19 protein-coding genes and 1 pseudogene are annotated in these 25196 nt (G+C 70.6%); 10 read left to right on the top strand and 10 right to left on the bottom strand.

What is annotated here, in order from left to right; translation table 11 throughout:
* Positions 1 to 133 precede the first annotated feature (133 nt).
* On the bottom strand, positions 134 to 409 hold the full coding sequence (locus ACH5AF_RS08650) for a GYD domain-containing protein (protein WP_398901015.1): 276 nt from the start codon (positions 407 to 409) through the stop codon (positions 134 to 136).
* A 389-nt stretch (positions 410 to 798) separates the two neighbouring features.
* On the opposite strand from ACH5AF_RS08650, the gene ACH5AF_RS08645 reads away from it, so the two are divergent.
* A complete protein-coding gene (locus tag ACH5AF_RS08645) occupies positions 799 to 1362 on the top strand; it encodes a GNAT family N-acetyltransferase (RefSeq protein ID WP_398900754.1) in 564 nt (187 codons plus the stop codon).
* A gap of 226 nt (positions 1363 to 1588) precedes the next feature.
* Positions 1589 to 1966, top strand: coding sequence for a contact-dependent growth inhibition system immunity protein (locus ACH5AF_RS08640; protein ID WP_398901014.1), 378 nt, complete (start codon positions 1589 to 1591; stop codon positions 1964 to 1966).
* A gap of 279 nt (positions 1967 to 2245) precedes the next feature.
* Here ACH5AF_RS08640 and ACH5AF_RS08635 read toward each other — a convergent pair whose 3' ends face one another.
* The 4 genes from ACH5AF_RS08635 to ACH5AF_RS08620 form a co-directional block, all read right to left on the bottom strand.
* The gene (locus tag ACH5AF_RS08635; RefSeq protein WP_398900753.1) at positions 2246 to 2698 is read right to left on the bottom strand and encodes an SRPBCC family protein; all 453 of its coding nucleotides are present in this window, start codon (positions 2696 to 2698) and stop codon (positions 2246 to 2248) included.
* A gap of 79 nt (positions 2699 to 2777) precedes the next feature.
* On the bottom strand, positions 2778 to 3521 hold the full coding sequence (locus tag ACH5AF_RS08630; protein ID WP_398900752.1) for an adhesin: 744 nt from the start codon (positions 3519 to 3521) through the stop codon (positions 2778 to 2780).
* Between the two features lie 203 nt (positions 3522 to 3724).
* Positions 3725 to 5425 (bottom strand): MFS transporter, encoded by a 1701-nt coding sequence (locus ACH5AF_RS08625; protein ID WP_398901013.1) that lies wholly within the window; start codon positions 5423 to 5425, stop codon positions 3725 to 3727.
* 395 nt (positions 5426 to 5820) lie between these two features.
* Positions 5821 to 8736, bottom strand: coding sequence for a serine hydrolase (locus ACH5AF_RS08620; RefSeq protein WP_398900751.1), 2916 nt, complete (start codon positions 8734 to 8736; stop codon positions 5821 to 5823).
* 251 nt (positions 8737 to 8987) lie between these two features.
* Here ACH5AF_RS08620 and ACH5AF_RS08615 point away from each other — a divergent pair, with 251 nt between their 5' ends.
* The 3 genes from ACH5AF_RS08615 to ACH5AF_RS08605 all read left to right on the top strand — a co-directional run bounded on the left by ACH5AF_RS08615 (position 8988) and on the right by ACH5AF_RS08605 (position 11229).
* Positions 8988 to 9716 (top strand): GPP34 family phosphoprotein, encoded by a 729-nt coding sequence (locus ACH5AF_RS08615; protein ID WP_398900750.1) that lies wholly within the window; start codon positions 8988 to 8990, stop codon positions 9714 to 9716.
* 256 nt (positions 9717 to 9972) lie between these two features.
* Positions 9973 to 10854 (top strand): helix-turn-helix domain-containing protein, encoded by an 882-nt coding sequence (locus tag ACH5AF_RS08610; RefSeq protein ID WP_398900749.1) that lies wholly within the window; start codon positions 9973 to 9975, stop codon positions 10852 to 10854.
* A 165-nt stretch (positions 10855 to 11019) separates the two neighbouring features.
* Entirely contained in the window at positions 11020 to 11229 is a 210-nt protein-coding gene (locus ACH5AF_RS08605) for a DUF397 domain-containing protein (RefSeq protein ID WP_398900748.1), read from the top strand.
* Positions 11230 to 11464: 235 nt separating this feature from the next.
* Here the strand turns inward: ACH5AF_RS08605 and ACH5AF_RS08600 are convergent, their stop codons facing one another.
* A complete protein-coding gene (locus ACH5AF_RS08600) occupies positions 11465 to 12316 on the bottom strand; it encodes a hypothetical protein (protein ID WP_398900747.1) in 852 nt (283 codons plus the stop codon).
* A gap of 84 nt (positions 12317 to 12400) precedes the next feature.
* Between ACH5AF_RS08600 and ACH5AF_RS08595 the strand changes: the two genes are divergently transcribed.
* On the top strand, positions 12401 to 13183 hold the full coding sequence (locus ACH5AF_RS08595) for an SDR family oxidoreductase (RefSeq protein ID WP_398900746.1): 783 nt from the start codon (positions 12401 to 12403) through the stop codon (positions 13181 to 13183).
* A gap of 455 nt (positions 13184 to 13638) precedes the next feature.
* Here the strand turns inward: ACH5AF_RS08595 and ACH5AF_RS08590 are convergent, their stop codons facing one another.
* The 3 genes from ACH5AF_RS08590 to ACH5AF_RS08580 form a co-directional block, all read right to left on the bottom strand.
* The gene (locus tag ACH5AF_RS08590) at positions 13639 to 14769 is read right to left on the bottom strand and encodes an ADP-ribosylglycohydrolase family protein (RefSeq protein ID WP_398900745.1); all 1131 of its coding nucleotides are present in this window, start codon (positions 14767 to 14769) and stop codon (positions 13639 to 13641) included.
* 528 nt (positions 14770 to 15297) lie between these two features.
* A complete protein-coding gene (locus tag ACH5AF_RS08585; protein ID WP_398900744.1) occupies positions 15298 to 18048 on the bottom strand; it encodes a tetratricopeptide repeat protein in 2751 nt (916 codons plus the stop codon).
* 5 nt (positions 18049 to 18053) lie between these two features.
* Positions 18054 to 20651: a bifunctional FO biosynthesis protein CofGH gene (locus ACH5AF_RS08580; protein ID WP_398900742.1), complete on the bottom strand. Its 2598-nt coding sequence runs from the start codon at positions 20649 to 20651 to the stop codon at positions 18054 to 18056.
* 118 nt (positions 20652 to 20769) lie between these two features.
* Between ACH5AF_RS08580 and ACH5AF_RS08575 the strand changes: the two genes are divergently transcribed.
* From ACH5AF_RS08575 to ACH5AF_RS08560, 4 genes are all read left to right on the top strand, one after another.
* Complete coding sequence (locus ACH5AF_RS08575; RefSeq protein ID WP_398900741.1) at positions 20770 to 21501, top strand: hypothetical protein; 732 nt, start codon at positions 20770 to 20772, stop codon at positions 21499 to 21501.
* Between the two features lie 51 nt (positions 21502 to 21552).
* Positions 21553 to 22125 (top strand): Uma2 family endonuclease, encoded by a 573-nt coding sequence (locus tag ACH5AF_RS08570; protein ID WP_398900740.1) that lies wholly within the window; start codon positions 21553 to 21555, stop codon positions 22123 to 22125.
* A 77-nt stretch (positions 22126 to 22202) separates the two neighbouring features.
* A complete protein-coding gene (locus ACH5AF_RS08565; protein WP_398900739.1) occupies positions 22203 to 22733 on the top strand; it encodes a hypothetical protein in 531 nt (176 codons plus the stop codon).
* 350 nt (positions 22734 to 23083) lie between these two features.
* A complete protein-coding gene (locus ACH5AF_RS08560) occupies positions 23084 to 23593 on the top strand; it encodes a hypothetical protein (RefSeq protein WP_398900738.1) in 510 nt (169 codons plus the stop codon).
* Between the two features lie 330 nt (positions 23594 to 23923).
* On the opposite strand, the pseudogene ACH5AF_RS08555 reads toward ACH5AF_RS08560, so the two are convergent.
* Positions 23924 to 25165, bottom strand: a pseudogene (locus ACH5AF_RS08555) (IS256 family transposase).
* Between the last annotated feature and the right edge of the window lie 31 nt (positions 25166 to 25196).

Raw genomic sequence — 25196 nt, 5'->3', positions numbered from 1 at the left:
GCGGCGGAGCCGGTCGAGCCGGCGGGCGTACGCGAGTGACGCGCGAAGGGGCGGCCATGACAAGGGCAGCCCATCACCAGTGACAACCAGCGGATGGTTGGGCTCGGGACACTCCTCGATCGAGCGGGAGCCGTTACGCGCCGGGCACTTGGTACTGGACTTCCTCCGCCCTGCGCAGAGCGTCCATCGTTTCATCAACCGTCAGAAGGACTGTTGTTTCCAGCGAACTCAGCGCACCGCCGCCCGAAATAGCCAGCGCAACCGCCGCCATCGAAACATTGTCGGGGGCTTCCCATAGGTTGTACCCGTCGTGCTTTCCGAAGGCGTACCAGAAACCATGGAGTTTCCCGCCGACGGACTCGATGTACGACTGAGCGGCCCTTCTGCGGTCCTCTGGGTTGCCGATCATCCTGGCCCAGGTATCCGGCGTATAACTGAACCTCGATAGATAGAGCGGCATCGTCTCCCTCTCTCGTTTCGCCGGTTCCGCACGCGATGCGGACAGCCGTCGAACTCTAACCGACGGAACCCTGAGGCAGGCTGCAACGCTTCTCGCGTGTCATGTATGACTCCCTAGCCGCGCAGCGGCGTCTACCTACTCAACTCGAGTTACACCGGAGGATTCCACTTCCGGCGAGCGGGAGTGGTTTCCGTGAAGGAAGGGACTGTTCCTGGTGGTGTATGAGATTTACGCGGCAAGCAGATGACCGGTCCACGACTCCCATAAGACACCCGGCAGTTGGCACAGGAGCAGCATTGCCGTCACCAAAGATCTCGGCTCGGTCTAGGGTGACGGAGATGAACGATGATCCCGTCATACTGCGTCCAGCGACCGAGGACGACCTGCCGGTACTCGAGCGATTCCTGACAGATCCGGAGGCGAGCGGGCCGTTCCAATGGCTGGGCTGGTCAGATCCGGGGCGCTGGCGACGGCGCTGGACGCAGGACGGCCTACTGAGCGATGAGGGCGGCCAGCTGATGGTGACAGCCGGCGCCAACCGGCTCGGCTTCGTGGCATGGCGGAAGATCGTGACCTCGCGGAGTTCGTACTACTGGAACATCGGAGCTCAACTGCTGCCAGAAGGCCGGGGCCGCGGTATCGGGACGCGGGCCCAGCGGCTGCTGACGCGGTACCTGTTCGCGCACACACCGGTGGTCAGGCTTGAGGCGGACACCGAGACGGAGAACATCGCCGAGCAACGCGCACTGGAGAAATGCGGTTTCACCCGCGAAGGGGTGTTGCGCAGCACCGTGTTCCGGAACGGGCGGTGGCGGGACGTCGTGCGTTACAGCATGCTGCGCGATGACATCAAGGACATGGCACCGGAACAGCCCAGCTCAAGTGGCGGGACAATGGCCTGACCCAGGCCCAGCTTCCGCAGCGAGGCGACGAGGCGACGAGGCGACGACAACGGCCAGCTCTGCAGATCCTCCGCCCGCCACTTGTGACGGCCACTGCTCATCCTTGCAAGCGGCGACGCTTCGTCGTGCTCGGCAGCCCTGCGGGCCGGGAACTGCACCCTCCAGCCCATCCGGTGCGGCAGCAGGTCCAGATCTCTAGCCTTGCCGCCTTCATCGTGACCGTTCCCTGGAAGAGCTTGAGGCCGACCGCTGGCCGGCCCCACCCGAGAACACCACACTGCTCGTCAGGACTGTGCACGCCCTGCGGCGCAAGAAGCTCGGTGAGCTCACCGTGGAGGATCTCCGCGCGCTGATCACTCAGAATGTCGGGCTGCCCTTCCTTCTTCCGCTGGCACTGGAGGTGCTCCGGGATGATCCGATGGCGGAAGGCAAGTACTACGAGGGTGACCTGCTCTTCGCCGTACTAGGGAGTGAGGCTGCCGCCTGGGAGCTGTTCCCCGATCTCGCAGAAGAGCTGGTCGCCATCGCCTTTGGTCTGCCGGAGCTGGGTGACGCGCATCTGGAGCGCCAGGTCGAGCGGTTCATCACCACGATTCGCGCCTGACGTGGCGGGACAGTGGGCAGGAACCCGGTGGGCTGACGGATCGTTGCCCGGGCCGGTCGGCGGTCACGTGCTGACAGAGCGGTGCAGTGCTGTGACCCGAAGAAGGCGCACAGCACACGCACCTCTCTTGCTGACGGGCTCGGCCTCATCGCTCGCAGCGACAGCGGCGCGGTCGGGCGGCACCCGAGGCGGCTACTCCGGCCCGGGCGGCCGCTCTGCCCGACCGATGTGCGCAAAGCGTACGGGTGGCGTCCCACGAGCTACGAGGGCAGGACAGCGTCACACTCCGGCCGAGTGCTCCAGCAGGTTCTTGAGCCTCTGCTCGTTCTTCGGCATCTCCTTGCGCGCGAACGGGCGGACCACCAGCGGGACCAGCACCTTGCCCATCCCGTGGGCCTCGAAGTCGAGGTCGAGCGTCAGGCGTGAGCGCCTGCCCTCGTCGAGTGGTTCGATCGTGCCGTGGACATCGCCCCGGACCGGGCCGTCCACACCGTGGAGGCGCCAGCTTCTCGGCGGGTCGAACTCCGTGATCTCCATGGTCATCGGGAACACCCGGCGGCCCATCCGACGGATCACCTGGACCTTGGAGCCCACGCCGATCGGGGCGTCGCCGACCCGCTGCGCGGATACGGCGCTCTCCTGCCATTCCGGCAGGTGGGAGGGGTCTACGACGTACGAGTAGACATCCTCGGGACGCCGGTCGATGTCGACGCTTTCCTTGATCGCGGACATGTCGCCCCCTTTACAGGGTCATCACCTCAATCGTCCCACTACGGCATCCCGCACACCAGGCCGGTCCTGACGGCCTTGGTCAGCACTCCGCCCGCATCTGGGCCGCCGCGTGGTGGGCCGAGCGGCGGCCGTTGGCCCAGTCCTGGCCTCGGTCGACCAGCTGCACCGTGAGCCGCTGGTCGTGCACCGGGACCCTCTCGATGACCACGCCCCTGCCCCGCAGCGACGTCTGGTCGATCTCGAACGTCTTGATCGCGCTGCCCTGATCACCGGGGTCCTTCAGTACGAGGTATGTGGACGGCCGGCCCGCCACGTCCTGTGCCCGGTCGCTGTCCGGGACGACCACCGCCACGGAACAGCTGGTGTAGCCGCTGCCGACGTACCAAGTCCAGGTCGCCGTGTTCCCCGAGTCCTTGACCGGGGAACCGGACATCGGCATGGCCGTGAAGCGGCCGTCGCAGCCGTCGCCCCGGTGGCCGCCCGAGCGCACGGTGTACCAGCCCTCGTCACCGTCGCTGTAGCGGCCTTCTTCCTCGTATCGCCCGCCGCCCGTGCAGCCGGGTCCGGCCCAGGCCGCGTACGAGGGGCTCTTCGAGCCGGGCGGCTTCGACGGCGCCGGCGGCTTCGGGCTCGGGGTCGCAAGGGAGCGGGACGGGGAAGGGGAAGGGTTCGGGACGTCGGAAGGCTCGATCCGCTGCGGCGCGCCGCCGAGTTCGTCCAGGTCCTTGTCCGGGCCCGGCGCCCGCGCGCCCACCGGCTCCGTGTCACCGCCGGAGGGGCCGCACGCCGTGAGGATCAGCGTCAGCGCTGTCAGCGCGACCACCCCCAGCAGCCGCCTCGCCGTTCTCGCAGGCCGCGCCGTTCTCGCAGGCCGCGACGTGCCCGTTCGCGTGCCGTCGTCGCCGCATCTTTCGCACGTCATGTCGCACCGAACCCCGTAGACCGACCGATCGGTATGTCAAAGCGCGTCCACTATGCACGAGCGGGACGGAGCGCATAAGTGTTAACGCGGGTAAGGCTGCGCGGCTATCGCAGTTCGTCGGGGCAGGGCGTACCGCGCGGGATCCGGTAGGGCGCGGCGAGCCGGTAGACCCCCGGCCGCGGGGCGAGCAGCTCGGTCCACTCGTCGCCCTGCGGGTCCTCCTCCGCCTTCAGCAGACAGCCGTGCGGATTGTCGAAACTCTTCGGCCCCGTCTCCCGCAGCTTCGATTCCTCCGTCTCCTGCGGACCCCGCACGCTCCTGCCCTCGTGGTCGACGAGGCCGAGCCACGGCGAGTACGGGACCCGGATCAGCACCCGGCCCGCCGACGGCACACGGATCGTCAGCTCCCCCGCGCCCGCGTGCTCGACCGTCGCCGGCGCGTCGGCGATCGGCATCGGGTCCTTCACCGCGAACAGCTGCCAGTTCGCGTCGCCCCACACCCGCGTCAGATACGGCTGCCCCTCGCTGACCAGCTCCGCCTCCCGCATCGCACCGCTGGAGTCGGGGCGGCCCTCGGGCAGCACGACGTAGTGCACGGCCCAACGGTCCAGCCAGGTCCGGTAGCTCGCGGAGGTGAGGACGTTCTCCTCGTCGTAGAAGAGCGGATTGCGTTTCATGTCCGCCTGGCGGTTCCAGCCGCGGGCGAGGTTGACGTAGGGGGCGAGCGCGGACGCCTCGCGGTGGCTGCTCGCCGGGACGACCTCGACCCGGCCGCGCTCCGCGCCCACCTTCTGCAGCCGGTCGACGAGCGGCGCGAGCTCCCGGTTCCAGGACGCGGTCGGCGCCGTGCGGACGATGTCGTCGATGCCCTTGAACCCGATCCACGCGTTCAGCCCCGCGAAGGCGAGCAGCAGGGCGTACCACTTGCGCGAACGCGGCACCGTGTACGGCAGCGCCGCGAGCAGCACCACACCGGCGAACAGCATCGGCAGCCGGGAGACGTTCGACCCGATCTGCGAATCGACCAGCCAGGTCAGCAGCGTGCCGAGCGCGTACACGGCCGCGCCGGTGCGGACCGTGCGCCACTGCTTCGGGACGAGGACGAGGACGAGCACGCCGAACAGGAACGGCAGCGACGTCGACAGCAGCGACATCGGCTGCGTACCGGAGAACGGGAACAGCCACGCCGAGAGCGCGACCACCGCGACCGGCGTGAGCCCGATCGCGAAGGCGCCAGGGCGGCGGCCGTTCAGGAACAGGGCCGCTGCCACCACCCCGAGGAACAGACCCGCGACCGGGCTGGCCGCGGTCGCCAGACCGGCGAGCGGCGCGGCGACGGCCGCCTTCACCCAGCGGTGGTGACGCCAGCGCGGCGGCCAGCAGAAGACGGCGCCGACCGCACCGAGCGCGAACATCATGCCGAGTCCGAACGTGACCCGCCCGGACAGCGCGTTGCACAGGAACGCGAACACCCCGGCCAGCGCGCACGCCACCGGGTTGCGGACGGCTCGTATCCGCACGAGCATCAGCGCCGTCAGGGCGGCCGACACCGTCCCCGCGAGGATCATCGTCGTCCGTACTCCGAGGACGGACATCACGTACGGGGAGACGACGCTGTACGAGACGGGGTGCATCCCGCCGTACCAGGCGAGGTTGTACGCGGAGTCCGGATGCCGGCCGACGAACTCGGCCCAGGCGTCCTGCGCCGCGATGTCGCCGCCGCTGTTGGCCACGAGGAAGAACCAGAGCAGATGCACGAGGGCGGCCAGGGCCGTGGCGAGGGCGACGGGGTGGCGCGCGAGCAGGGCGGCGAGGCGGCGGAGGGGGGTCGGCGGATCGGCGCCGGGAGACGGGTGCGACTGATTGTCATCCACCTGCTGAGCCGGCTGTATTCGCGGCCAGCGACGCCGGTCGGACGTGCGCGTGCTGCTGCCGTCCACCCGTGTCGGCTCAGCGGTGGTCACTGCGCTCTCCCCGTTCTGTCCCTGCCTGCGTCGTCCCCCGGGCCTGCCGGCTCCGTCGTGTGCCGTCCACAAGGGCGTCAGGGCGCCCGTCCGGGCGTCCGTGAGGGTTGTTGCACGGACCGTCGTACGGACCCTACGTAAGGGAAGGACGCCGTCCCCTCGCCCTTGAGTTGCCCGGGGACGCTAACACGTTGGCGTCCCAGTGGCCCGGGACGCCAACGTGTGCCGGAATGCCCCTACGCGATACGGGTCAGCTTGTCGCCGAAGCCCGGTTCCACGAGGTCCTTTTGGAGTGCGACCGGCACACTGATCGTGCCCGCGCCGGAGCCGGCGGTGAGGCTGCCGACGACTGTGCCCGCCTTCGCCGTATGCGGCAGCTTCTTGCCGCCCTCGGTGATACCGAGCTCGACCTTCAGGCCCGACCAGCCGACGACCGTCATGTCCTTGGTGGCCACGACCGGGGTGAGGCCGCCGACGCCGTCGTCGACGTGACCGACGACGTCGCCCTTCTTGACGACGGTCTTCGCCTTCAGCGTCTCGCGGGTCGCGACGAGCACCTGCTCGCTGACGGCGTTGACCGTCTCGAGGATGGACGGCTTGTGCTGCCCGAGGACCGCGCCGACGATCGTCTGCGTCGTACCGCCGATGTCCTTGTACGCGGCGAAGAGGAGATTGCCGCCGGCCTTGGTGGTGGAGCCGGTCTTGATGCCGATCGCGCCGTTGCCGGGCATCAGCGTGTTGTAGTTGCTGTGCCGCTTGCCGGACGGGTCGTACCACTCCTGCTGGCGGGTGATGTCCACCATGGCCTTGTTCTTCACCAGGGCCTGCCCCAGCTTCACCTGGTCGGCGGCGGTGGAGACGGTGCTGGCGTTCAGGCCCGAGGGGTCGGTGTACGTCGTGTTCGTCATGCCGAGTTCCTTGGCGGTGTCGTTCATCTTCTCGACGAACGCCTTCTCGGAACCGGCGTCCCAGCGGGCGAGCAGCCGTGCGACGTTGTTGGCCGACGGGATCATGATCGCGCTGAGGGCGTCACGCTCGGAGATCGTGTCGCCCTCCTTGATGGTGTTGAGGGTCGACTCGCCGTTGGTCTGGTCGTAACCGCCCTCCTTTTCGGCCAGGGCGTCGACGCGGATGGAGGCGCCGTCCTCACCCCGCTTGAAGGGGTGGTCGCGCATGATGATGTACGCGGTCATCGTCTTGGTCACGCTGGCGATCGGCACGGGCTTCTCCTCGCCGAACTGGCCCACGACACCCAGCCCGGACACCGCGATCTGCCCCTGGCCCTCGCCCGGCCACGGCAGCGTCGGCCTGCCCCCCTCGAAGGTGACCTCCGGGTCGGCGGTCAGCGCCAGCTCAGGGTCCGGGAGCGGACGGATCATCTGCACGACCGCAAAGACGATCAACAGGAGCAGGACCAGCGGGGTCCAGATCTTGACGCGCCGCACAACCGTACGGACGGGGGTCTCCGGAGGCGGCGGGCTGTTCGTCAGCTCGGCGAGCAGGTCCAGCGGCGGCAGCGGCGGCAGCGGCTGCTGCTTGGTCCGCTCCGCCTCGGTGAGCGACGCGGGGGGTTCGGCGGGCAGCGCGGGCGAGACATCCGAGGCGGATTCCGCGGCCGGGGCCTTGGCCTGCGGCTTCTCGGAAGCGAGGGGTCGCGCGTCGTCGCGTCGCAGCGGCACGAAGGTGCTCGAACGCCTGGCGCCGGGCGCGGCCTCGCGCTCCGACTCGGTCGCGGGCTTGGGCACCGGAGGCAGCTTGAGCGCGGTCGTGGGCTGGTCGGCGGCAGGACGGCGCAGCGCCTTGAGCATGGTGGTGGGCTGGTCGACGGCGGGGCGCTTCGCGGGGCTGTCGTCGCCGCTCTCGCCGGCGCTCGCCTTCGCATGCTCCTTTGCCTTCGCGTTCGCAGAGGCGGGGCCGCGGGAGTCGGCGGCCTCAGCGGCCTCCGTGGAAGCTTTCTGGGACGCGGAGACGTCGGCGTCAGGCTCCGCGTCGCTCTCGCTGTCCGTCGTGGCGTCCGTCTCGCCGCCCGTGTTGTCGTCTGTCTCGCCGCCCGTCGTGGCGCCCGTGTTGCCGTCCGTGTTGCCGTCCGTGTTGCCGTCCGTCTCGTCGTCCCTCGTGGCGTCCGTGTTGCCGTCCGTCGTGGCGTCCGTGTTGCCGTCCGTCTCGCCGTCCGTCTCGTCGACCCACGCGGCCACGGCCGCGCGCAGGCGCGCGTCGGTGCCGCCTGACGCGGCGTCGTCGGCACCGGCCGCCGGGCCGTCCGAGCCCGCCGCGGGCGCTCCCCGTCCGGGCAGCGCCCGGAAGACCGCCGTCCGCTCGCTCAGAGGCGGCTCGGAGGCCAGGGCGGCACCGTCGGCGGCCGCCGAGTCCCCGTCGTCGCCCGAGTCGCTCGTGGAGGTATCCGCCGCCTCCGCCCGGTCCGCCGTGGCGAGGCCCTCCTCGGCCTCCTCCGCGCCATCCGTCTTGGTCTCCGAAGCCGCCGACGAAGCCGCCGACGCATCATCGGCGGAGTCACGGGCTGCGCCCGCATCGTCGGGCCCCTCGGCCGCAGCCCCGCCGTCGGCGGCGTTCCCGGCAGTGGCCTCGTCGGCCCCGTCCGCGTCGCCCGGCTCCGCCCCGAGGGCCGACGCCCGCTCGGACCCGCCCCGGGCGTCGCCCGCGTCCTCAGCGGCGGGCTCCGCCGTCCGCGCGGCCGTGGCCGAGCCCGAAGCCCCGTCGGACGCGTCCTTGACGACATCCGCGTCGCCCGGCTCCGCGAGCGCCTCCGGCCGCACGGCTGAGGGATCGCCAGTTCCGTCCTCGACCGTACCCGCGCCGTCCGACTCAGCCGGCTCGGCCGCCTTCGCGGACTCCGCCGACGACCCCGCGGTGTCCTCCACCGCCGTCCCGGCCGCCGCCGCCCCCCGTGGGGCCGGCGTCCGGAAGACCGCCGTCCGCTCGCTCAGGGGCGGCTCAGGAGCCGATGTGGACGGCTCCGGAGCACCCAGGGCACCCGGAGCACCCGGAGAGCCGGAAGACCCCGGAGAACCCTCGCGGAACACGGCGAGCCGGGGGTCGCGTTCGCTCCCCGTCGTCTCCCCCGACGACTTCCGCTGCTCCGACCTGTCGGGGGACTCGCCCGCCACCGTGCCTCCTTCATGAGTCATTGCCATGCGCCATGCGTATACCGGTACGTGCGCGGAACCGTGAACGTACGACGAGTGTCATGACAAGTGTCACGACGAGCCTCGAAGCCGAGTGCCCGCCGTGTCCGAACCATCTACCAGTGTCCTGTGTGAGCGCTTGGCTCCGGTGCTAGACGAGAACGACATCCCTATCGGTTCCCTAACAAACCACCCAGGCGCCCTCGACAGACCAATGTGAGAGGGGTCACCCTGTCATTCATCCACGCGGGGAGGCATGGATGGGCAGGAGCCGCAGAACAATTCCGGAGGAGCTTTTGCTGCTCGCTCTGGACCCGACCACGGGTACCACAGCGCAGCCGCAGTCGCTCGACCTCGGCCTGGCCGGGGCACAGCTAGTAGAGCTGGCTCTGGCAGGACGGATAGCCCCAGACGGGGATCGTATCGCCGTGGTGATGCCACGGCCGACCGGAGATCCGACTCTGGACTCCGCACTGGAACTGCTGCGCCGACGCGGCAGTCCGGTCCGGGCGGTCCACTGGATCGGCGGGCCCCGGCTGGGGCTGCGCCAGATTTACCTCTCGCATCTGGAGCGGTGCGGCATGGTGCATGCCGTGGCGGGCCAGATGTGCGGAGTGCTGCCGACGACTCGCTACCAGGCGACGGACACGGCGATCAGCCGGGACATCAGGTCCCGGCTGGACAGTGCGATCCGCACCGGTGTACCGCCGGACCCGCGGACCGCGGCGCTCGCCGCGCTGGCCCACGCGGTCGGTCTCGGCAAGCACCTGTACCCCGGGAACGAAGGGCGTTCCTCGAGGTCCCGGCTGCGGGATCTCATCAGACACGACCCGATGGGCGGTCTGGTGGCGCACGCCGTCATGGACGTCCAGAACGGTGTGGCCGCCCAGCCGCGCCGCAACCAGCCGGCGGGCGGCAGCGGTCGTCAGCCGGGACCGGTGCCGATGCAGCCGCGCCGCAGCGGCATGGCACGCGTCGCCGCGCACTGAGGCGCGGCATCGCGTACCGCAGCAGCACCCGCTCGGGCACACGCACCGTCCGCACCACCACCGCACGACCACCGCACGACCACCGCCGCGCCGACGTCCCCATGACCCGGTTCGGGAGCCGCAGAACGCGCGGGGCAGCTTCATTGCTGCCCCGCGCGTTCGCGTGTGTGGCCATTTGCCAGCGCAGGAAGGGCGATTGGTGGCAGTCTGCTGAACAGTAGATACGCAGAGCAACGCAGTCGGAGGTGCAGATTCCGTGGCGTCCAACGTCAATCCCACCGTCAGGAGACGCCGATTGGGCCAGGAGCTGCGCCGGCTCCGGGAGCTGAAGGGCATGACGGCCGAGGAAGTCGCGGAGCGGCTGCTCGTCTCCCAGTCCAAGATCAGCAGGCTGGAGAACGGCCGCCGTTCCATCAGCCAGCGCGACGTCCGTGACCTGTGCGGCGTGTACGAGGTCGAGGACCACCGCATCGTCGACTCCCTGATGCAGATGGCCAAGGACTCACGGCAGCAGGGCTGGTGGCATGCGTTCGGCGACATCCCGTACAGCGTCTACATCGGCCTGGAGACCGATGCCGCGAGCCTTCGGGTGTACGAACCGCAGGTGGTGCCCGGCCTGTTGCAGACCCGGCAGTACGCCGAGGCGCTGATCGCGGGCGCCCTGCCGGAGAGCGGGATCACGGACATCGACAAGCGGGTCAGCGTCCGGGTGCGCCGCCAGGAGCGCATCAAGGACGCCGAACACCCGTTGCGGCTGTGGGCGGTCATCGACGAGGCTGCCCTGCGTCGCCGGGTCGGCGACCGGCAGCTCATGCGCGAGCAGCTGGAGCATCTGGTGGAGCTGTCCCATCAGCCTCATGTCACGGTGCAGGTACTGCCGTTCGACATGGGCGCGCACCCGGGCATCAACGGGCAGTACGCGATCCTCGAGTTCCCCGACGCCTCGGACTCGAGCGTCGTCTACATCGAGGGCGTCACCAGCGACCTGTATCTGGAGAAGGCCAACGACGTGCAGAAGTACAGCGTCATGTACGAGCATCTGCGGGCGCAGGCCCTGAACGTGGAGCAGACGCGGCAGTTCATCGAGGCGATCGCGAAGGACTACGCCCGGGAGTCCGCGGGGCACTTCGACGACTGAAGCGCCGCACCGTACACCACCGGGTCGGGGTGACGGAAGAGTCGCCTGGTATATGCCATCCGGTCGAGTGAATGCCCGTCTCGCGCACCCAGCTCGGCGAGTAGCGTCGATCACGCCAGCAAGAACGTTGGCGCACATCACATCACTTGCCGAAGCGGAGCGATCATGGCAATCATTCAGGGCGCCACGGAGACCTGGACGAAGTCCTCGTACTCCACGGGTAACGGCGCTTGCGTAGAGGTCAAGTCACCCGTGGTCGAGGCGATTTCCGTGCGCGACTCGAAGGTCACCGCAGGCCCGACGATCACCTTCCTCCCCGACTCGTGGAACGCCTTCGTCGACGAAGTGACGCAGAGCGCGTTCGGCCGCGACTGAGCGCGCCGCTGTCACACCAGCGAGTGTCAGCCAACATCGGACAGCATTACCGACACGATCACCGACAGCACACCGACAGCCCTCTCGACTGGATCGCCGTCCCGGCCGAGGGGGCTCGGCCGTCCCCTCGCCGCACCAGCCGTCTCCGGCGTTCAGATGCCTCCCGCGCATCAGCCATTGCCCTCCGGCCTCAGTTGTCCCCTCCGGTATCAGTCGCCAGCCGTCTCCTCCGGTATCAGCGGAGCCGGTCGACATAGTGGTCCGTCCCCGGGATCGTCGGGATGAAGGGAGCGACCAGCTCCACCCGGCCGAGTCCCGTCGCATCGACCGCCGCGTCCAGCCCGCCGAACGTGGGCGCCCAGCACGCCCTGGGATCGGCCTCGAGGAACCACAGCAGGGTGAGCCGGGTGTCCACCCCTTCCACCGGCTTCACATAGGTCATCCGATCGCCGGGCAGCGGCGTCGGGCGGAAGACGGTCACCATCGCCGCCGGCGAACCGGCCAGCCGCTTCGGCAGGTGCCTCCCGCACAGCCACTCCAGCAACTCCGCCCGCTGCTCGGGACCCTCCGCGTCGATCACCTCCACCACCAGCCCGGCGTACGGATGGTCCAGCGCATGATGGTCGCGCGGCCCCGCCGCTCCGTCGCGGTAGACGGTGGCCTCGTGGTCCTGGAACGCGGTGAAGATGTGCGTACGCTGTTGATGGACCCGTCCGTCGCGGTTCAGCCGCTTGTTGATGGCGACCGTCCACCGCATGTGCTCGGTGTAGCGGCCCTCGGTGATCCAGTAGGTAGTGATGTAGCACCCCGCCGTCACGGGAGAGGCGACCGCCGACTTCTCCGGATAGCGGAGCAGTTGGAGGTCGCGGGTGGCCACCCACCGCCTCCCGGCGTAGATCCAGGGCATCGCCATCGCGCCCGCGTAGTAGTGGTCGTCCTCGTACCAGCGGTTGTACGCGTACTCATGGCCTGGGTGCGGTTCGACCATGGTGATCAGGGCGTGGCCGGGGCGCACCCCGTACGGGCCGACGCCGGCCAGCTCCGCGTACACCTCGCTGCGGGTGTCCCCGCTCGTGCTGTCGTTCACGGTGCTCACTCCCTTCCCTCCTCCGCCGGACCGACCTACTCTGACGCTCTGTCAGGTGAATGGCCAGACGCGGGAGGCGCCGGGATGCCGCTTCGGGACAGGACCGTCATCGTTTCCGGCGTCGGGGCGGGCCTCGGGCACCAGGTCGCGGCGACCGTCGTGCGGGACGGAGGCAACGCGGTGCTGGGCGCGCGCACGGAGGCGAACCTGGCCGCGTCGGCGCGCGACATCGACCCCGGCGCCGCGCGCACCGCCTACCGCGCCACCGACATCACCGAGGAGTCCCAGTGCGAGGCGCTGGCGGCGGTCGCGCTGGAGCGGTTCGGGCGGATCGACGCCGTCGTCCATGTCGCCGCCCTGGACACCTGCTTCGGCGGTCTGGAGGACGCCGACTTCGCGACCTGGCAGCAGGTCATCGACGTGAATCTGCTGGGCACACTGCGTATGACCAGGGCCTGCCTGCCGGCACTGAAACAACGGGGCGGCGCGGTCGTCGTCATCGGTACGCAGTCCTCCGTCGCCGCGCCCTCACAGGTGCGGCAGGCGGCGTACGCGGCATCGAAAGGGGCGCTGACGTCGGCCATGTACTCACTGGCGCGCGAGCTCGGCCCGCACCGGATCCGGGTGAACACCGTGCTGCCGGGCTGGATGTGGGGACCACCGGTCAAGGCGTACGTCCGTCACACCGCGCGGTCCGAGGGTGTGGCGGAGGACGAGGTGCTCGGGCGGCTCACCGGACGGACGGCGCTTCCGGAACTGGCGACGGACGCCGACGTCGCGGAGGCCGTGGCCTTTCTGGCGTCCGACCGCGCACGGGCCATCACCGGGCAGTCGCTGCTCGTCAACGCGGGCGAACTGATGCGCTGACGCCCCCTGTTCCCCCCTTTGGCCCCACGGGCACACGCCCCGTGCGGCCCTCTTTCGCCCTTCTCCGGTCCTCTGCATCGCGGTCGGCTGGATCAAGCCGGAGGACACACCGGAGCGGGACGAGGTCTTGGCGAAGATCAACGGCGACTGCGGCGACAGCGCGAGAGCGGCCGCCGCGCCGGTGCCGACGCCTGCGGCGCGGACGGCTGACGCCGGTCGCGCCTACCGTGCGGCAATCGTCCCGCAGGGCGAGACGGGTGGACGCGCCCCGACCACCGGGGTGCGGCCACCCCCGAACCGGGACCACCGGCGGGGGCGGGCGCATCGTCGCTGGCTGCGGCCCGGCTCGGGCTCGCCCTCCCCCAGACTTCGTCCGGGGACACGTCGCGCCGCGGAACGCATGCGCACAGGCCTTCCTGCGGGACGATGGCCCGCACCGGGTGCAGAAGACGACGTCAGCCCAGTTCCGGGGTCGCCCGGGGGTAGCGGGCGAGCCAGCCCGGCGCCGTGGCCGTCGGGCTGTGGAGCGCCGGGCCCTGGGTCATCTCCATCGCGAAGTCGTCCGCGATCTCCAGGAGCGTCCCGCGCCCCTCCAGTTCGCACAGCCACGCCGGCGGCAGCGCCGTCTCCCCGTGGAGCGCACCCAGCAGGGCGCCGCACGCCGCACCCGTCGCCTCCGAGGGACCGTCGTGGTTCACCGCGAGGCGCAGGCCGTGGCGGATGTCCTCGCCGACGAGCGCGCAGTACACGGCGATCGCCAGCACCTCCTCCGCGTAGCCGTTCTCGCCGAGCGACGCGACGCGGTTGGGGCTCGGGATGCCCTGGCGTACGGAGCCGAGCGCCTGCTTGAGCGCGTCCGTGACCGGCTGGTGGCCGGGGCGGGCCGCGAGCTGGGCGAGGGCGCGCTGGACCGAGCCGTCGAGGGTCTCCCCGCGGGCGAGCCCGTGCACGATCACGGCGAACGCCCCCGCGGACAGATAGGCGGTCGGATGGCCGTGGGTCTGCGCCGCGCACTCCACCGCGAGCTGGCACACCAGCTGCGGCTCCCAGCCCACCAGGAGGCCGAAGGGCGCGGACCGCACGAGCGCGCCCGCGTCGCGGGCGGTGGGGTTCTTGGGTGCCTGAAGGGTGCCCATGGTCTCGTCGGCGAGGCCGGTGAGACATTCGGGGGACGGGCTGCGGCGGGCGTAGAGCCATTCCTCGCGCGCGAGCCAGCCGTTGTCCTTGCGGCGCTCGTCCGGCCCCCAGTCGCGCTGGGTCGCGGCCCACCGCAGATACGCGCGGTGCAGGTCGGTCGGCGGATGCCAGGCTCCGGTGTCCCGCCTCACCTGGGCGCGGATCAGTCCGTCCACCGAGAAGAGGGTCATCTGGGTGGCCGCGGTCACCGCACCCCGGCGCCCGCCCACCGGTACGAAGTCGACGAGCCCCTCCGGGCCGTGCGCCTCGCGCAGCGCGTCCAGGCCCGCCCCCGCGGCCCCGGCACCGAGCGCGTCGCCGATCGCACCGCCGAGGAGGGCGCCGCGCACCCGGGCACGGAAGTCCTGCTGCTCGGCCCGGCCCCACACGGCCGCGGCTGCTGCGCTCACCGTGCGCCTCCCGACGTCAAACGAACACTGCCCGGCGCAGCACTGTAATCGAACGGGAACCGAGGGCCCCCGAGCGCAAGGCGGATCGCGTCGGTACGCAAGGAACTGGTGGGATGTGATGCCGTACGCCCCCCGTGCCCCAGGCGCCCCGGGTGTCGCACATCCCCCACCTGGCCATCCGGGTGTCGCACGTCCCCCGACCTGGCCACCCGGGCGGCGCACATCCCACGCGCCCTGGCCACGCCGGGTGACCTGGCCGCCCCCGGGCTTGGCACATCCCACGCGCCCACCCGCCCCGGCGCGGCGTAGCGCGTGCCACGTGCTTCACCTGGCCTGGCACGGCGTCGTGCATCCCACGCATCCCAAAGTCCCACGCCCCCGGGCAATGTCGGTACCGCGCGTCCCCGAGGCCCCGACCCACCGGCGTCGCGCGTCCACCCGCCCCCGGCGTACCAGGCCTCGTGCGTCCACCCGCCCCCGGCGTACCAGGCCTCGTGCGTCCCGTGCGGGCCGGTCGGCGCACCGGGGTCAATAGCCGGCGGAGTCCGCGCCGCCTCCGGTCCACCGCGGCAGATCCACCGGGCGGTACGCCTGAGGAGAGCCCTCCGACTCCGTACGCGGCAACCGGCCCAGCTCGGCCAGATCCGCCAGGGCCTGCTGGGTGCGCCCCAGAGCCAGATTGGTGCCGACACGCGACCACAGAGCAGGGCGGTGGCCGGGCGCGAGCCGCAGCGCCCGGTCCAGGTCGGCCAGCGCCTCCTCGTGGCGCCCGGCCAGGGCGTGCGCCCCCCCGCTCGCCGCGAGCGCGCGGGCCTCGCGGCTGCCCGCCGTCGCTTCGGCACGCCCGACGTCCGCCCGCGCGCCGGCCGTGTCGCCCTGCCGTGCGCGGATCTCCGCCCGCCGGAGCAGCGCCCAGGCGTAGTCCGGTTCCAGTTCCAGGGCGCGGGTCAGGTCGGCCAGCGCCTCCTGCGACCGTCCCGCGCCCTCCAGTGCCATGGCGCGGCTACCGAGCGCCCAGGCGTATGCCGGATCCAGCTCCAGCGCCCGCGTGTACTCGGCGACGGCCTCCTCATGCCGTCCCGCGAAGCGGTAGGTGTCGCCGCGTTCGCCCGCGATCCACGGGTGGTCGGGAGCGAGTTCGCCCGCCCGGGTGAGGTCGGCCAGCGCCCCGGTGAAGTCGCCCTGCCGGCCGCGGGCGCGGGCACGGCGCAACAGGGCCCACACATAGTCCGGTTTCCGCTCCAGGGCGCGGTCGAGGTCGGCCAGCGCCTCGACGGTCCGGCCGAGCCGCAGCAGCGCGTGGCCGCGGCTCGCCAGGGGCCAGTGGTGGTCGAGCCCGGCGGCGACCGCGCCGTCCAGGTCCGCGACCGCCTCCTCGTAACGGCCTGCGAGCCGGTGCACCTCGCCCCGTTCCGCGAGCGTCCACCCGAAGTGCGGCTCCAGCTCCAGCGCCCGGTCGAGGTCGGCCAGCGCCGCGTCCAGGTCTCCGAGCCTGCGCAGCGTACGGCCGCGTCCGTGCAGTGCGGGCGCATGGTCCGGATCGAGGGAGAGCGCCCGGTGCGCGTCGGCGAGCGACGCCTCGTAGTCTCCTGAGTTGTGCAGGTCGCGGGCCCGCACCACGAGTGCCTCAACGCGTCCCGCGACGTCCAGTTCGGCCCGGGCGAGGAGCAGAGCGAGCAGGTCGATGCCGAGCCGCGACTCGTCGGCGAGCGCGGCGAGGCAGTCCCGGCCCCAGCCGCGCAGCAGGTCGGTGTCCGCGTCCTCGCCCGCCTGGGCCAGCATCCGCGCCCAGGCGCGGGCCGCCGCGGTGCCCTCACGGCAGGCGCCGATGCCGTCGCGCAGCGCGGCGGCGAGCGAGGGCCGCGGCCGGGCGCACAGGCGGTGGTAGGTCTCCTCCAACCGCAGTTCACGCCAGTTCTCCGCCGACCACAGCCGTCTCGGGTCGACTCCGGCGGCGGCCGTCGCCGCCCACCGGGCGAATGCCGCCGCCAGCCGCTCGTGGCTCGCGATCCAGCGCTGGGGGGACCCTGTCCTGCGCAGGCGCAGCATCGGCGTGCGGACGACGTCGTGGTAGGCGGCGAGGCCCACGCGCTCGTCCACGAACGGCATGTCCCGCAGCCATGCGAAGAGCGTGCCGGACTCGTCGTCGACGGCCTCGGCGAAGACGTCCTCGTCGAGCTTGCGCGGCAGCGCCGCGTCGAGGGCGGCAGCCCGGTGCACGGGGTCCTGCTCGCCGCTGAGGAAGCGTTCGACGGCGGTGGAGCTGGGATCGTCCACGGCTCCCGCCGCGGTGTCAGGGTGCGCGGCCAGCATCGACACCAGGACGGGCAGCCGCCCGGACAACCGCAGCACTTCCCGTACGACGGGCTCGTCCACGATGCCCCTGGCCGTCAGCAGTTCGCGGGCCTCGTCCTCGGTGAACGGCCGCAGCGGCATCTCGGCGACGAGGTCGATGCTGTCCGCCCAGCGCGCCCTGTCCAGGGGCCGCCGCCCGGCGGTGGTGACCACCAGACCGGCGGGCGGCTCGCCGTACCGGCGAGCCGCGAAGAGGGTGGCGAGCCAGCTGTCGAGGAACGCCCCGGTGCGTTCGTACGTGTCGAAGAACAGAGCGATCTCGCCGCATCCCGAGTCGGCGGCCGCCTGCTCCAGTTCGTCAAAGAACAGTGGGGAGAGGACTGGCAGCGGGTCCATGACGAGCTGGACGTCGTCCTGCCGGAAGTGGGAGCTGAGCCGGGCCTTCATCTTCGCCGTGCCCTCGGCGACCTGCGCCGGGTCGACGGCGCCGGCGATCGGCCCGGCTCCGGGGACCAGCGAGAGGGCGATCAGCCCGGCGCGCGCCGCCAGCAGGTGCGACGCCGGCGGGCCGCCCTGAGCCGTCAGCGTCCGGTCCGGGTCGTCGACGAGGGACGCCGCCTCGTGCCGCCGCTGCCGGTAGGTCGCCAGCATCCGGTCGAACTCCTTCAACCGCCTGCCCTGACGGGTGACTTCGGCGCTGATCGCGGCCATCGCGTCGGGCACGCTGTTGACCGAGTCGTCGACGTATCCGGTCAGCGCGCCGCGTGTCACGGCCGCCTCCTTGAGCCGGTGCACGAGAGACGTCTTGCCGACGCCGGCGGTTCCGTGGACGTGGAAGACGAACCGCCGGCGCCGGTCGTCGACCGGCATGCCGGAGTTCTGTGCGTACCGGGCGAGTTCGGCGTCGCGGCCGACGAACTCGGCGCTGCGGCGGGCTTCTATCACCTCGCGCAGCGATGTCCTTCTGCCCCCGCTTGCGTTCATGCCGATCAGTCTGGCAGCAGCGGCAGCAGCTCCGGGAGGTGTCCGTCGGACGCGGCGGCGGCCTGCTGCCGCTCCTGCGGGACCTCCCCGTACAGGGTCGTCCGCGGCTTCGCCGGGCGCCCCGCCGCCTCGGCGATGGCGGTGAGGTCGCGGACGGACCGGTAGGAGCCGTAACCGGAACCCGCCATACGGGAGATGGTCTCCTCCATCAGCGTGCCGCCGAGGTCGTTCGCTCCGGAGCGGAGCATCTCCGCGGCGCCCTCCGCGCCCAGTTTGACCCAGCTGGTCTGGATGTTGGTGATGTGCGGGTGGAGCAGCAGGCGTGACATGGCGGTGACGGCCCGGTTGTCGCGGGCCGTCGGGCCGGGCCGGGCGATCCCGGCGAGGTACACGGGCGCGTTGGTGTGGATGAAGGGCAGCGTCACGAACTCCGTGAAACCGCCCGTCTCCTGCTGCACGCGGGCGAGGGTGCGGAGGTGGCCGAGCCAGTGCCGGGGCTGGTCCACGTGCCCGTACATCATGGTGGAGCTCGACCGGATGCCGAGCTCGTGCGCGGTCTTCACGACCTCGATCCAGGTGGCTGCCGGTAGCTTGCCCTTGGTGAGGACCCAGCGGACCTCGTCGTCGAGGATCTCGGCGGCGGTGCCGGGGATGGAGTCGAGCCCGGCCTCCTTCGCGGCGACGAGCCACTCCCGGACGGACATCCCGGTGCGGGACGCGCCGTTGGCGACCTCCATGGGCGAGAACGCGTGCACATGCATGCCGGGAACGCGCTCCTTGACGGCCCGTGCGATGTCGAAGTACGCCGTGCCCGGCAGGTCGGGATGGATGCCGCCCTGCATGCACACCTCGACGGCGCCGACGTCCCACGCCTGCTGGGCGCGGTCGGCGACCTGGGACAGGGAGAGGGTGTAGGCGTCGGCGTCCGTACGCCGCTGGGCGAAGGCGCAGAAACGGCAGCCGGTGTAGCAGACGTTGGTGAAGTTGATGTTCCTTGTGACGACGTAGGTCACGTCGTCCCCGACGACCGAGCGGCGCAGGTCGTCGGCGACCCGGGTGAGCGCGTCGAGCGCGGGCCCGTCGGCGTGGAGGAGCGCGAGCGCCTCGTCGTCGGTCAGCCGGGTGGGGTCGTCGGCGGCCGTGCGCAGGGCCTGGCGGACATCCGTGTCGATGCGCTGCGGCACCATGCCGGGCGCGGCGGCCTCGCGCAGCGCCTCCCAGTCCCCGTAGACGTCGTCGAAGTCGTCGCGCCGGTCGTGCGTACGGCCCTCGGCGTCGATGGTCCGGTGCAGATCCGTGCGCCCGGTGGCGGTGAAAGCCTCGTCGGACTCCTGCCAGGGCAGGCCGGCCGGGAACACGTCGGGGCGGGCGAGGCCGGATTCCGGATCGGCCAGTGCCCGGACGTGCGGCAGCAGGCGGGGGTCGAGCCAGGGCTCGCCCCGCCGCACGAACTCCGGGTACACGCACAGCCGCTCGCGCAGCTCGAACCCTTCGGCGGCCGACCTCTCGGCGAGCTGGTCGATCTGCGGCCAGGGCCGTTCCGGGTTCACATGGTCGGGGGTCAGCGGGGAGACCCCGCCCCAGTCGTCGATTCCGGCGCGGATCAGCCGGGCGTACTCGCCGTCGACGAGATTGGGCGGAGCCTGCAGGCAGGCGGACGGCCCCATGATGTGGCGGGCGACGGCGACCGTGGCGACGAGTTCGTCGAGCTCGGCGTCGGGCATCCCCCGCATGGCCGTGTCCGGTTTGGCGCGGAAGTTCTGGAGGATGAGCTCCTGGATGCCGTGGTACGCGCGGGAGATGCGGCGCAGCGCGAACAGCGACTCGGCGCGCTCCTCGTAGGTCTCGCCGATGCCGATGAGCAGGCCGCTGGTGAAGGGCACGTTCGACCGGCCGGCGTCCTGAAGCACCCGCAGCCGCACGGCCGGCTCCTTGTCGGGTGAGCCGTGGTGGGGCCCGCCCGGCTCCGACCACAACCGCTCGGCCGTCGTCTCCAGCATCATGCCCATGGACGGGGCCACGGGCTTGAGCCGCTGGAAGTCGGTCCAGGACATGACCCCGGGGTTGAGGTGGGGCAGCAGCCCGGTCTCCTCCAGGATGCGGATCGACATGGCCCGCACGTACGCGATCGTGTCGTCGTAGCCGTGCGCGTCGAGCCACTCCCGAGCCTCGGGCCAGCGGTCCTCGGGCTTGTCACCGAGGGTGATCAGCGCTTCCTTGCAACCGAGGGCCGCGCCTCTCCTCGCGATCTGAAGGACCTCGTCCGGGGACATGAACATCCCGTGACCCGCGCGGCGCAGCTTGCCGGGGACGGTGGCGAAGGTGCAGTAGTGGCATTTGTCGCGGCACAGGCGGGTGAGCGGGATGAAGACGCTCTTGGAGTACGTGATGATTCCCGGCCGCCCGGTGGCTGCCAGCCCCGCGTCCCGCACGCGGCCCGCGGAAGCGGCCAGGTCGTCGAGATCACTTCCCCGGGCCTGCAACAGCACGGCGGCCTCGGCGGCGTCGAGGGCCACCCCGTCCCTGGCCCGCTTGAGCGCGCGCCGCATGGCGTTCGCGGTGGGCCGTCCTTCTGTGTCGTGCCCGCCCTGGTGATCGGTCATGCTGCGAGCATACGAGCGCCGGGAGGCGGCCCTGCCGACGCGGCTGAGTACGAGCGCCCCTTCGGCCTGGGGGCGCCTGCGGATACCCGCTCCGCGGGGCGCGCGTAGCGTCCGGGCCATGATCGCCGATCTCGAACGCCCTCGTCTCCCCCTGCTCCGATGGCTCTGGATCACTCTGGCCGTCGTGATCGGCTCACCGGTGCTGTTCGTGCTGTGCCTCGTGGTGACGTACGGGATCGAGAGCGCGACGCCGGAGGACTACCCGCGCATGGCTCCGCAGAAGATGGCGGACCGCGCAACGGCCCGCTCGCAGGAGGCGTACGCGCTGGCGGGCTTCGACACGGTGCTGCCCGCGGGCGTGGACAACAGCCTGTCCGCGGGCCCGTGTTACCCCAGGGGCCTGGAGAGCGTGGCGGACACGCCGGTGGACGGCGCGTACGCCCTCTCCCACACCTGGCAGGTGTCGGACGTGCCGCGCGAGGAGGCACTGGCGGCGCTGGCCCGGCTGCGGGACCGGCTGAAGGAGCAGGGCTGGACGGTCACCGCGTACGAGCGGCAGCAGGGGTCGCAGGACTGGGTCCTGCGCACGGAACGCGGCGCCGGGGAACGCCAGGTGTACGAGTGGATGTCGGATGGCCGCGGCCGCTTCTCCGGCGGCGTGCACATGGAGTGCGCTTACGACCCGGCGGCGGATGCGGACGCGGGGTCGTCCGGCGGATCGTCGTACGACGCGTACGAGTCACACGGCGGCAGCGCGGCGGCGGACGGGCTGGTGGCACCGGCGCTGGGGGACGCGAGGGTGACGCTGCTGCCGCGGGGCGTACCCGATGGAGGAAGACGGTCGCGGTGACGGCTGCGGCTACGCTGGCGTGGGCACCCCTTGGAGGACACCGTGAACAGCATGACTCCCCAGCAGATCGAGCGCATGCGTGAGGTGGTCGCGCACCTTTCCGAGTACGCCGAGCACCTGGAGAAGGGCTGGAAGGTGGAGACCACGGACGGTGAGGTGAAGCTCGTGATGATGAGCCCGAACCTGCCTCACATCACCAACGTCGACGTCTTCCGCGACCAGATCAAAGCACAGACCCCGGGTGTCTCCGCCGTCAACGACACCGACATGTTCGATCCGGTGACCGGTCTGGAGAAGGTGCCGGATCTGATGGCCTTCCCCGTGGAGGACGTCGATCCGCAGGCGGAATCGGTTGACCCGCGTGCCGTACTGCTCATCGTCGAGATCGTCTCCAAAAGCAACCCCAAGAACGACCTCGTCACCAAGCTGGAGGACTACCCGAGGATGGGCATCCCCCTCTACATCGTGGTGGACCCGCGCAACGGAACGATCGCCGTCCACTCCGAACCCAAGGACGGCCCCGACGGCCTCAGGTACCGCTCGTCGATCCCCTACTCCTTCGGCGACGCCGTCCCAGCGGGTCGATGGACGTTCGAGACGTCTGGACTGGTCCGGTATCGGTGACGGGCTCGGGCTCAGTGTGCGGGCATCGCCCCTGCTCCCGTGCGGCGCTCGAGGCGGCGCACTCTGTGAGGCCACCCATGCGTATGAACCGGGCGATGGCCGAGGTGCTGGCGAACGTCGACACCAAGGACCTGACCGACGCCGACATCCCGCCGATGTTCCTGGCCATCTCGAACGAGGGCTGGACGACCACACCGAGCGGTGCGTACGTGCTGGCAGCGCTCGCCGCGTCCGGGCCCGGAGGCACGTATGCGGACCTGGTCCATGAGGAAGTCACCCTGAACGGCCGGGGCATGGTGGACCACGACCTACCGCCGAAGGGCCGCGAGCGCGTGGAACCACTGGTTCGCCGATGCCTCGCGTACGCGCGTCGCTGCCTCGCCGGTGCCGAGGAGGTACCTGTCGACCCGATGCTCACGGCGTACGTCAGCGTGTCCGAGTCCTGGACCGAGGAACGGACGGTCACGGCGTACGTGACCTTCTGCCGGACCCACCCTGGCGTTTCCCCGTATGTCACCGACCCGGAGGACTACCGGCACGAGGCACTACTGGAGTTGGTGGCGGCTGCACACGCGGGAGAGACTTCCATCCAGGTCAACCGAGGCTGACGTAGCGTGTGATCATGACAATGCCGCCCCCTCCTCAGCCGAATGGTCCGTACGGATCGCCGGCGCCTCAGCCAAACCCGTATGGACACCCGTATCCGCCCCAGCCGCATTACGGACAGCCGACTGCGCCTCCGCAGCCGTATCCGCCGTATCCCGGCCCGGCCGGCTGGGGCCGGCCGCCGTCAGGGCCGCCGCGCAAGAACAGAACAGGTCTCATCCTCGGCATTGTCTTCGGCTCAATAGCCGCCCTCTTCGGCCTCTCCTACCTCGGCAACCGAGGCAGCGATGCCGCCGATGCAGCCGCCAGGGAGGCCGCCAATCCGTTCCCCGCGGCCGAATATCGGCTGACCGTGCCGCGAACGCTGCTGGACGGCGAGTACAAGCTGATCAAGGACAGCTCCGCCGAGGCGAACGCCGAGGCGGAGAGGAGCGGCTACGGCGCTGGGCCCGACGCCCGCAACGTCAAGGCGATCATCGGCTCCTACAACGGCACCAGCACCACCGGCAACAGCGGACTCGTCATCACCGGCATGTACGGACAGTTCAGGAATCCGGCGCAGCCCCGGGACAGCCTCCTGGACGGGATGCGGAAGGCGGACGGCATGAGCGAGCCCAAGCCGGCGAAGACCATCACGCCTCCAGGCTCCGACGTCGACCTCGAGTGCACCGTGATGCTTTCGAAGGACGAGGACGGCACCTCTACCGTCCCGGTGTGCGCCTGGGGCGACGAGAACACGGCCGCCCACGTCGCCTTCCTGACCCCGGCGTCCGCCGCGCAGGACCCTGACACGGTGGACCTCGACGCCATCGCACAACAGACATTGAAGGTCCGCGAAGAAGTGCGGAAGCCGATCAACTGACCACGTGAACGGCCGTGGCTGCTCGACCACGACCTGGCCGTGTGACGTTCTGCCGCCTGCCTGCCCATGCGGACCCGGGTGGTCGTACCTGAGACCTCAACCACGTTCGTACTGCACGCACCATTTGTCGCCCGTTCTTCGTAGCTGATGGGAATGCGTGCATGGCAGCATTCGACGGGTGACTGACAACGGGGATGGTATAGCGCAGCCACAACGGGTATCGCTACTGGCGGAGTTGGTCGAGACGTCGGTGCCGGAGGCGCCGCCCGCGCCGCCGAAGGCACCGTCGGCGGGTGTGTCAATTTAACGGCTGATCTTGGTTGTTGAGGTTCAGTTGTTGGCCGGGGTGAGCCGGCCCTCGAAGGCGATCTGGAATGCGTTGAGGGGTGCCTTCCAGCGCATGGTCCATCGCTTGCGGCCCTTGCCGGTCGGGTCGAGGCTCATCAGTGCCATGTAGACGCACTTGAGGGCGGCGGCCTCGTTGGGGAAGCGTCCGCGGGCCCGGACGGCCTTGCGTATGCGGGCGTTCACGGACTCAATCGCGTTCGTCGAGCAGATGACCTTCCGGATCTCGACGTCGAAGGAGAGGAAGGGCACGAACTCGGCCCAGGCGTTCTCCCACAGCTTGATGATCGCTGGATACTTCCGGCCCCAGGCTTCCTGGAACTCCCCGAACCGCTCCGTCGCCGCGTCTTCGTTGGGTGCGGTGTAGACGGGCTTGAGGGCTTTGGCGACCTTGTCCCAGTCCTGGCGGGCCGCGTAACGGAAGCTGTTGCGCAGGAGGTGAACCACGCAGGTCTGGACAATCGTGCGAGGCCAGACGGTCTCCACCGCCTCGGGCAGACCCTTGAGTCCATCGCAGACGAGCATGAGCACATCGTCCAGGCCGCGGTTCTTCAGCTCGGTGAACACGTGCAGCCAGTACTTCGCGCCCTCACCGCCATCGCCGGCCCAGATCCCCAGGATGTCCCGGGTGCCTTCGGCGGTCACGGCCATCACGACGTAGACCGGCCGGTTCGCGACCTGCCCGTCCCTGATCTTGACGTTGATGGCGTCCACGAACAGAACCGGATAGACACGGTCGAGCGGCCGGTTCTGCCATTCGGCCATTCCCTCCATCACTTTGTCGGTGATCGTGGAGATGGTCTGCTTGGACACCTCCGCCCCGTAGACCTCGGCCAAGTGCGCGGAGATCTCCCCGTGGGTGAGGCCCTTCGCGGACAGGGACAGCACTATTTCGTCCAGGCCGGACAGGCGGCGCTGCCGCTTCTTGACGATCTGCGGCTCGAAGCTGCCGGCGGTGTCCCGGGGCACCCTGACCTCGACCCGGCCGACGTCGGTCAGCACGGTCTTCGCACGAGTGCCGTTGCGGCTGTTGCCGTTGTTCTTCCCGGCCGGATCGTGCTTCTCGTAGCCGACATGGTCGGTGATCTCGCCCTCCAGCGCGGACTCCAGCACTCACTTGGTCAGCTGCTGCAACAGCCCACCCTCGCCATTCAGTTGCAGGCCCTCGCTGCGGGCCCGGTCAACCAGCATCGCCACGAGCTGTTCGTCCGACGCGGCCGACGGCATCGCAACACCGGCCGGCTCCTCCACGGACTCG

This window comes from Streptomyces sp. NPDC018833 (assembly GCF_044390825.1).
GTDB lineage: Bacteria > Actinomycetota > Actinomycetes > Streptomycetales > Streptomycetaceae > Streptomyces.
This window is presented reverse-complemented; position numbering and strand designations above follow the sequence as displayed.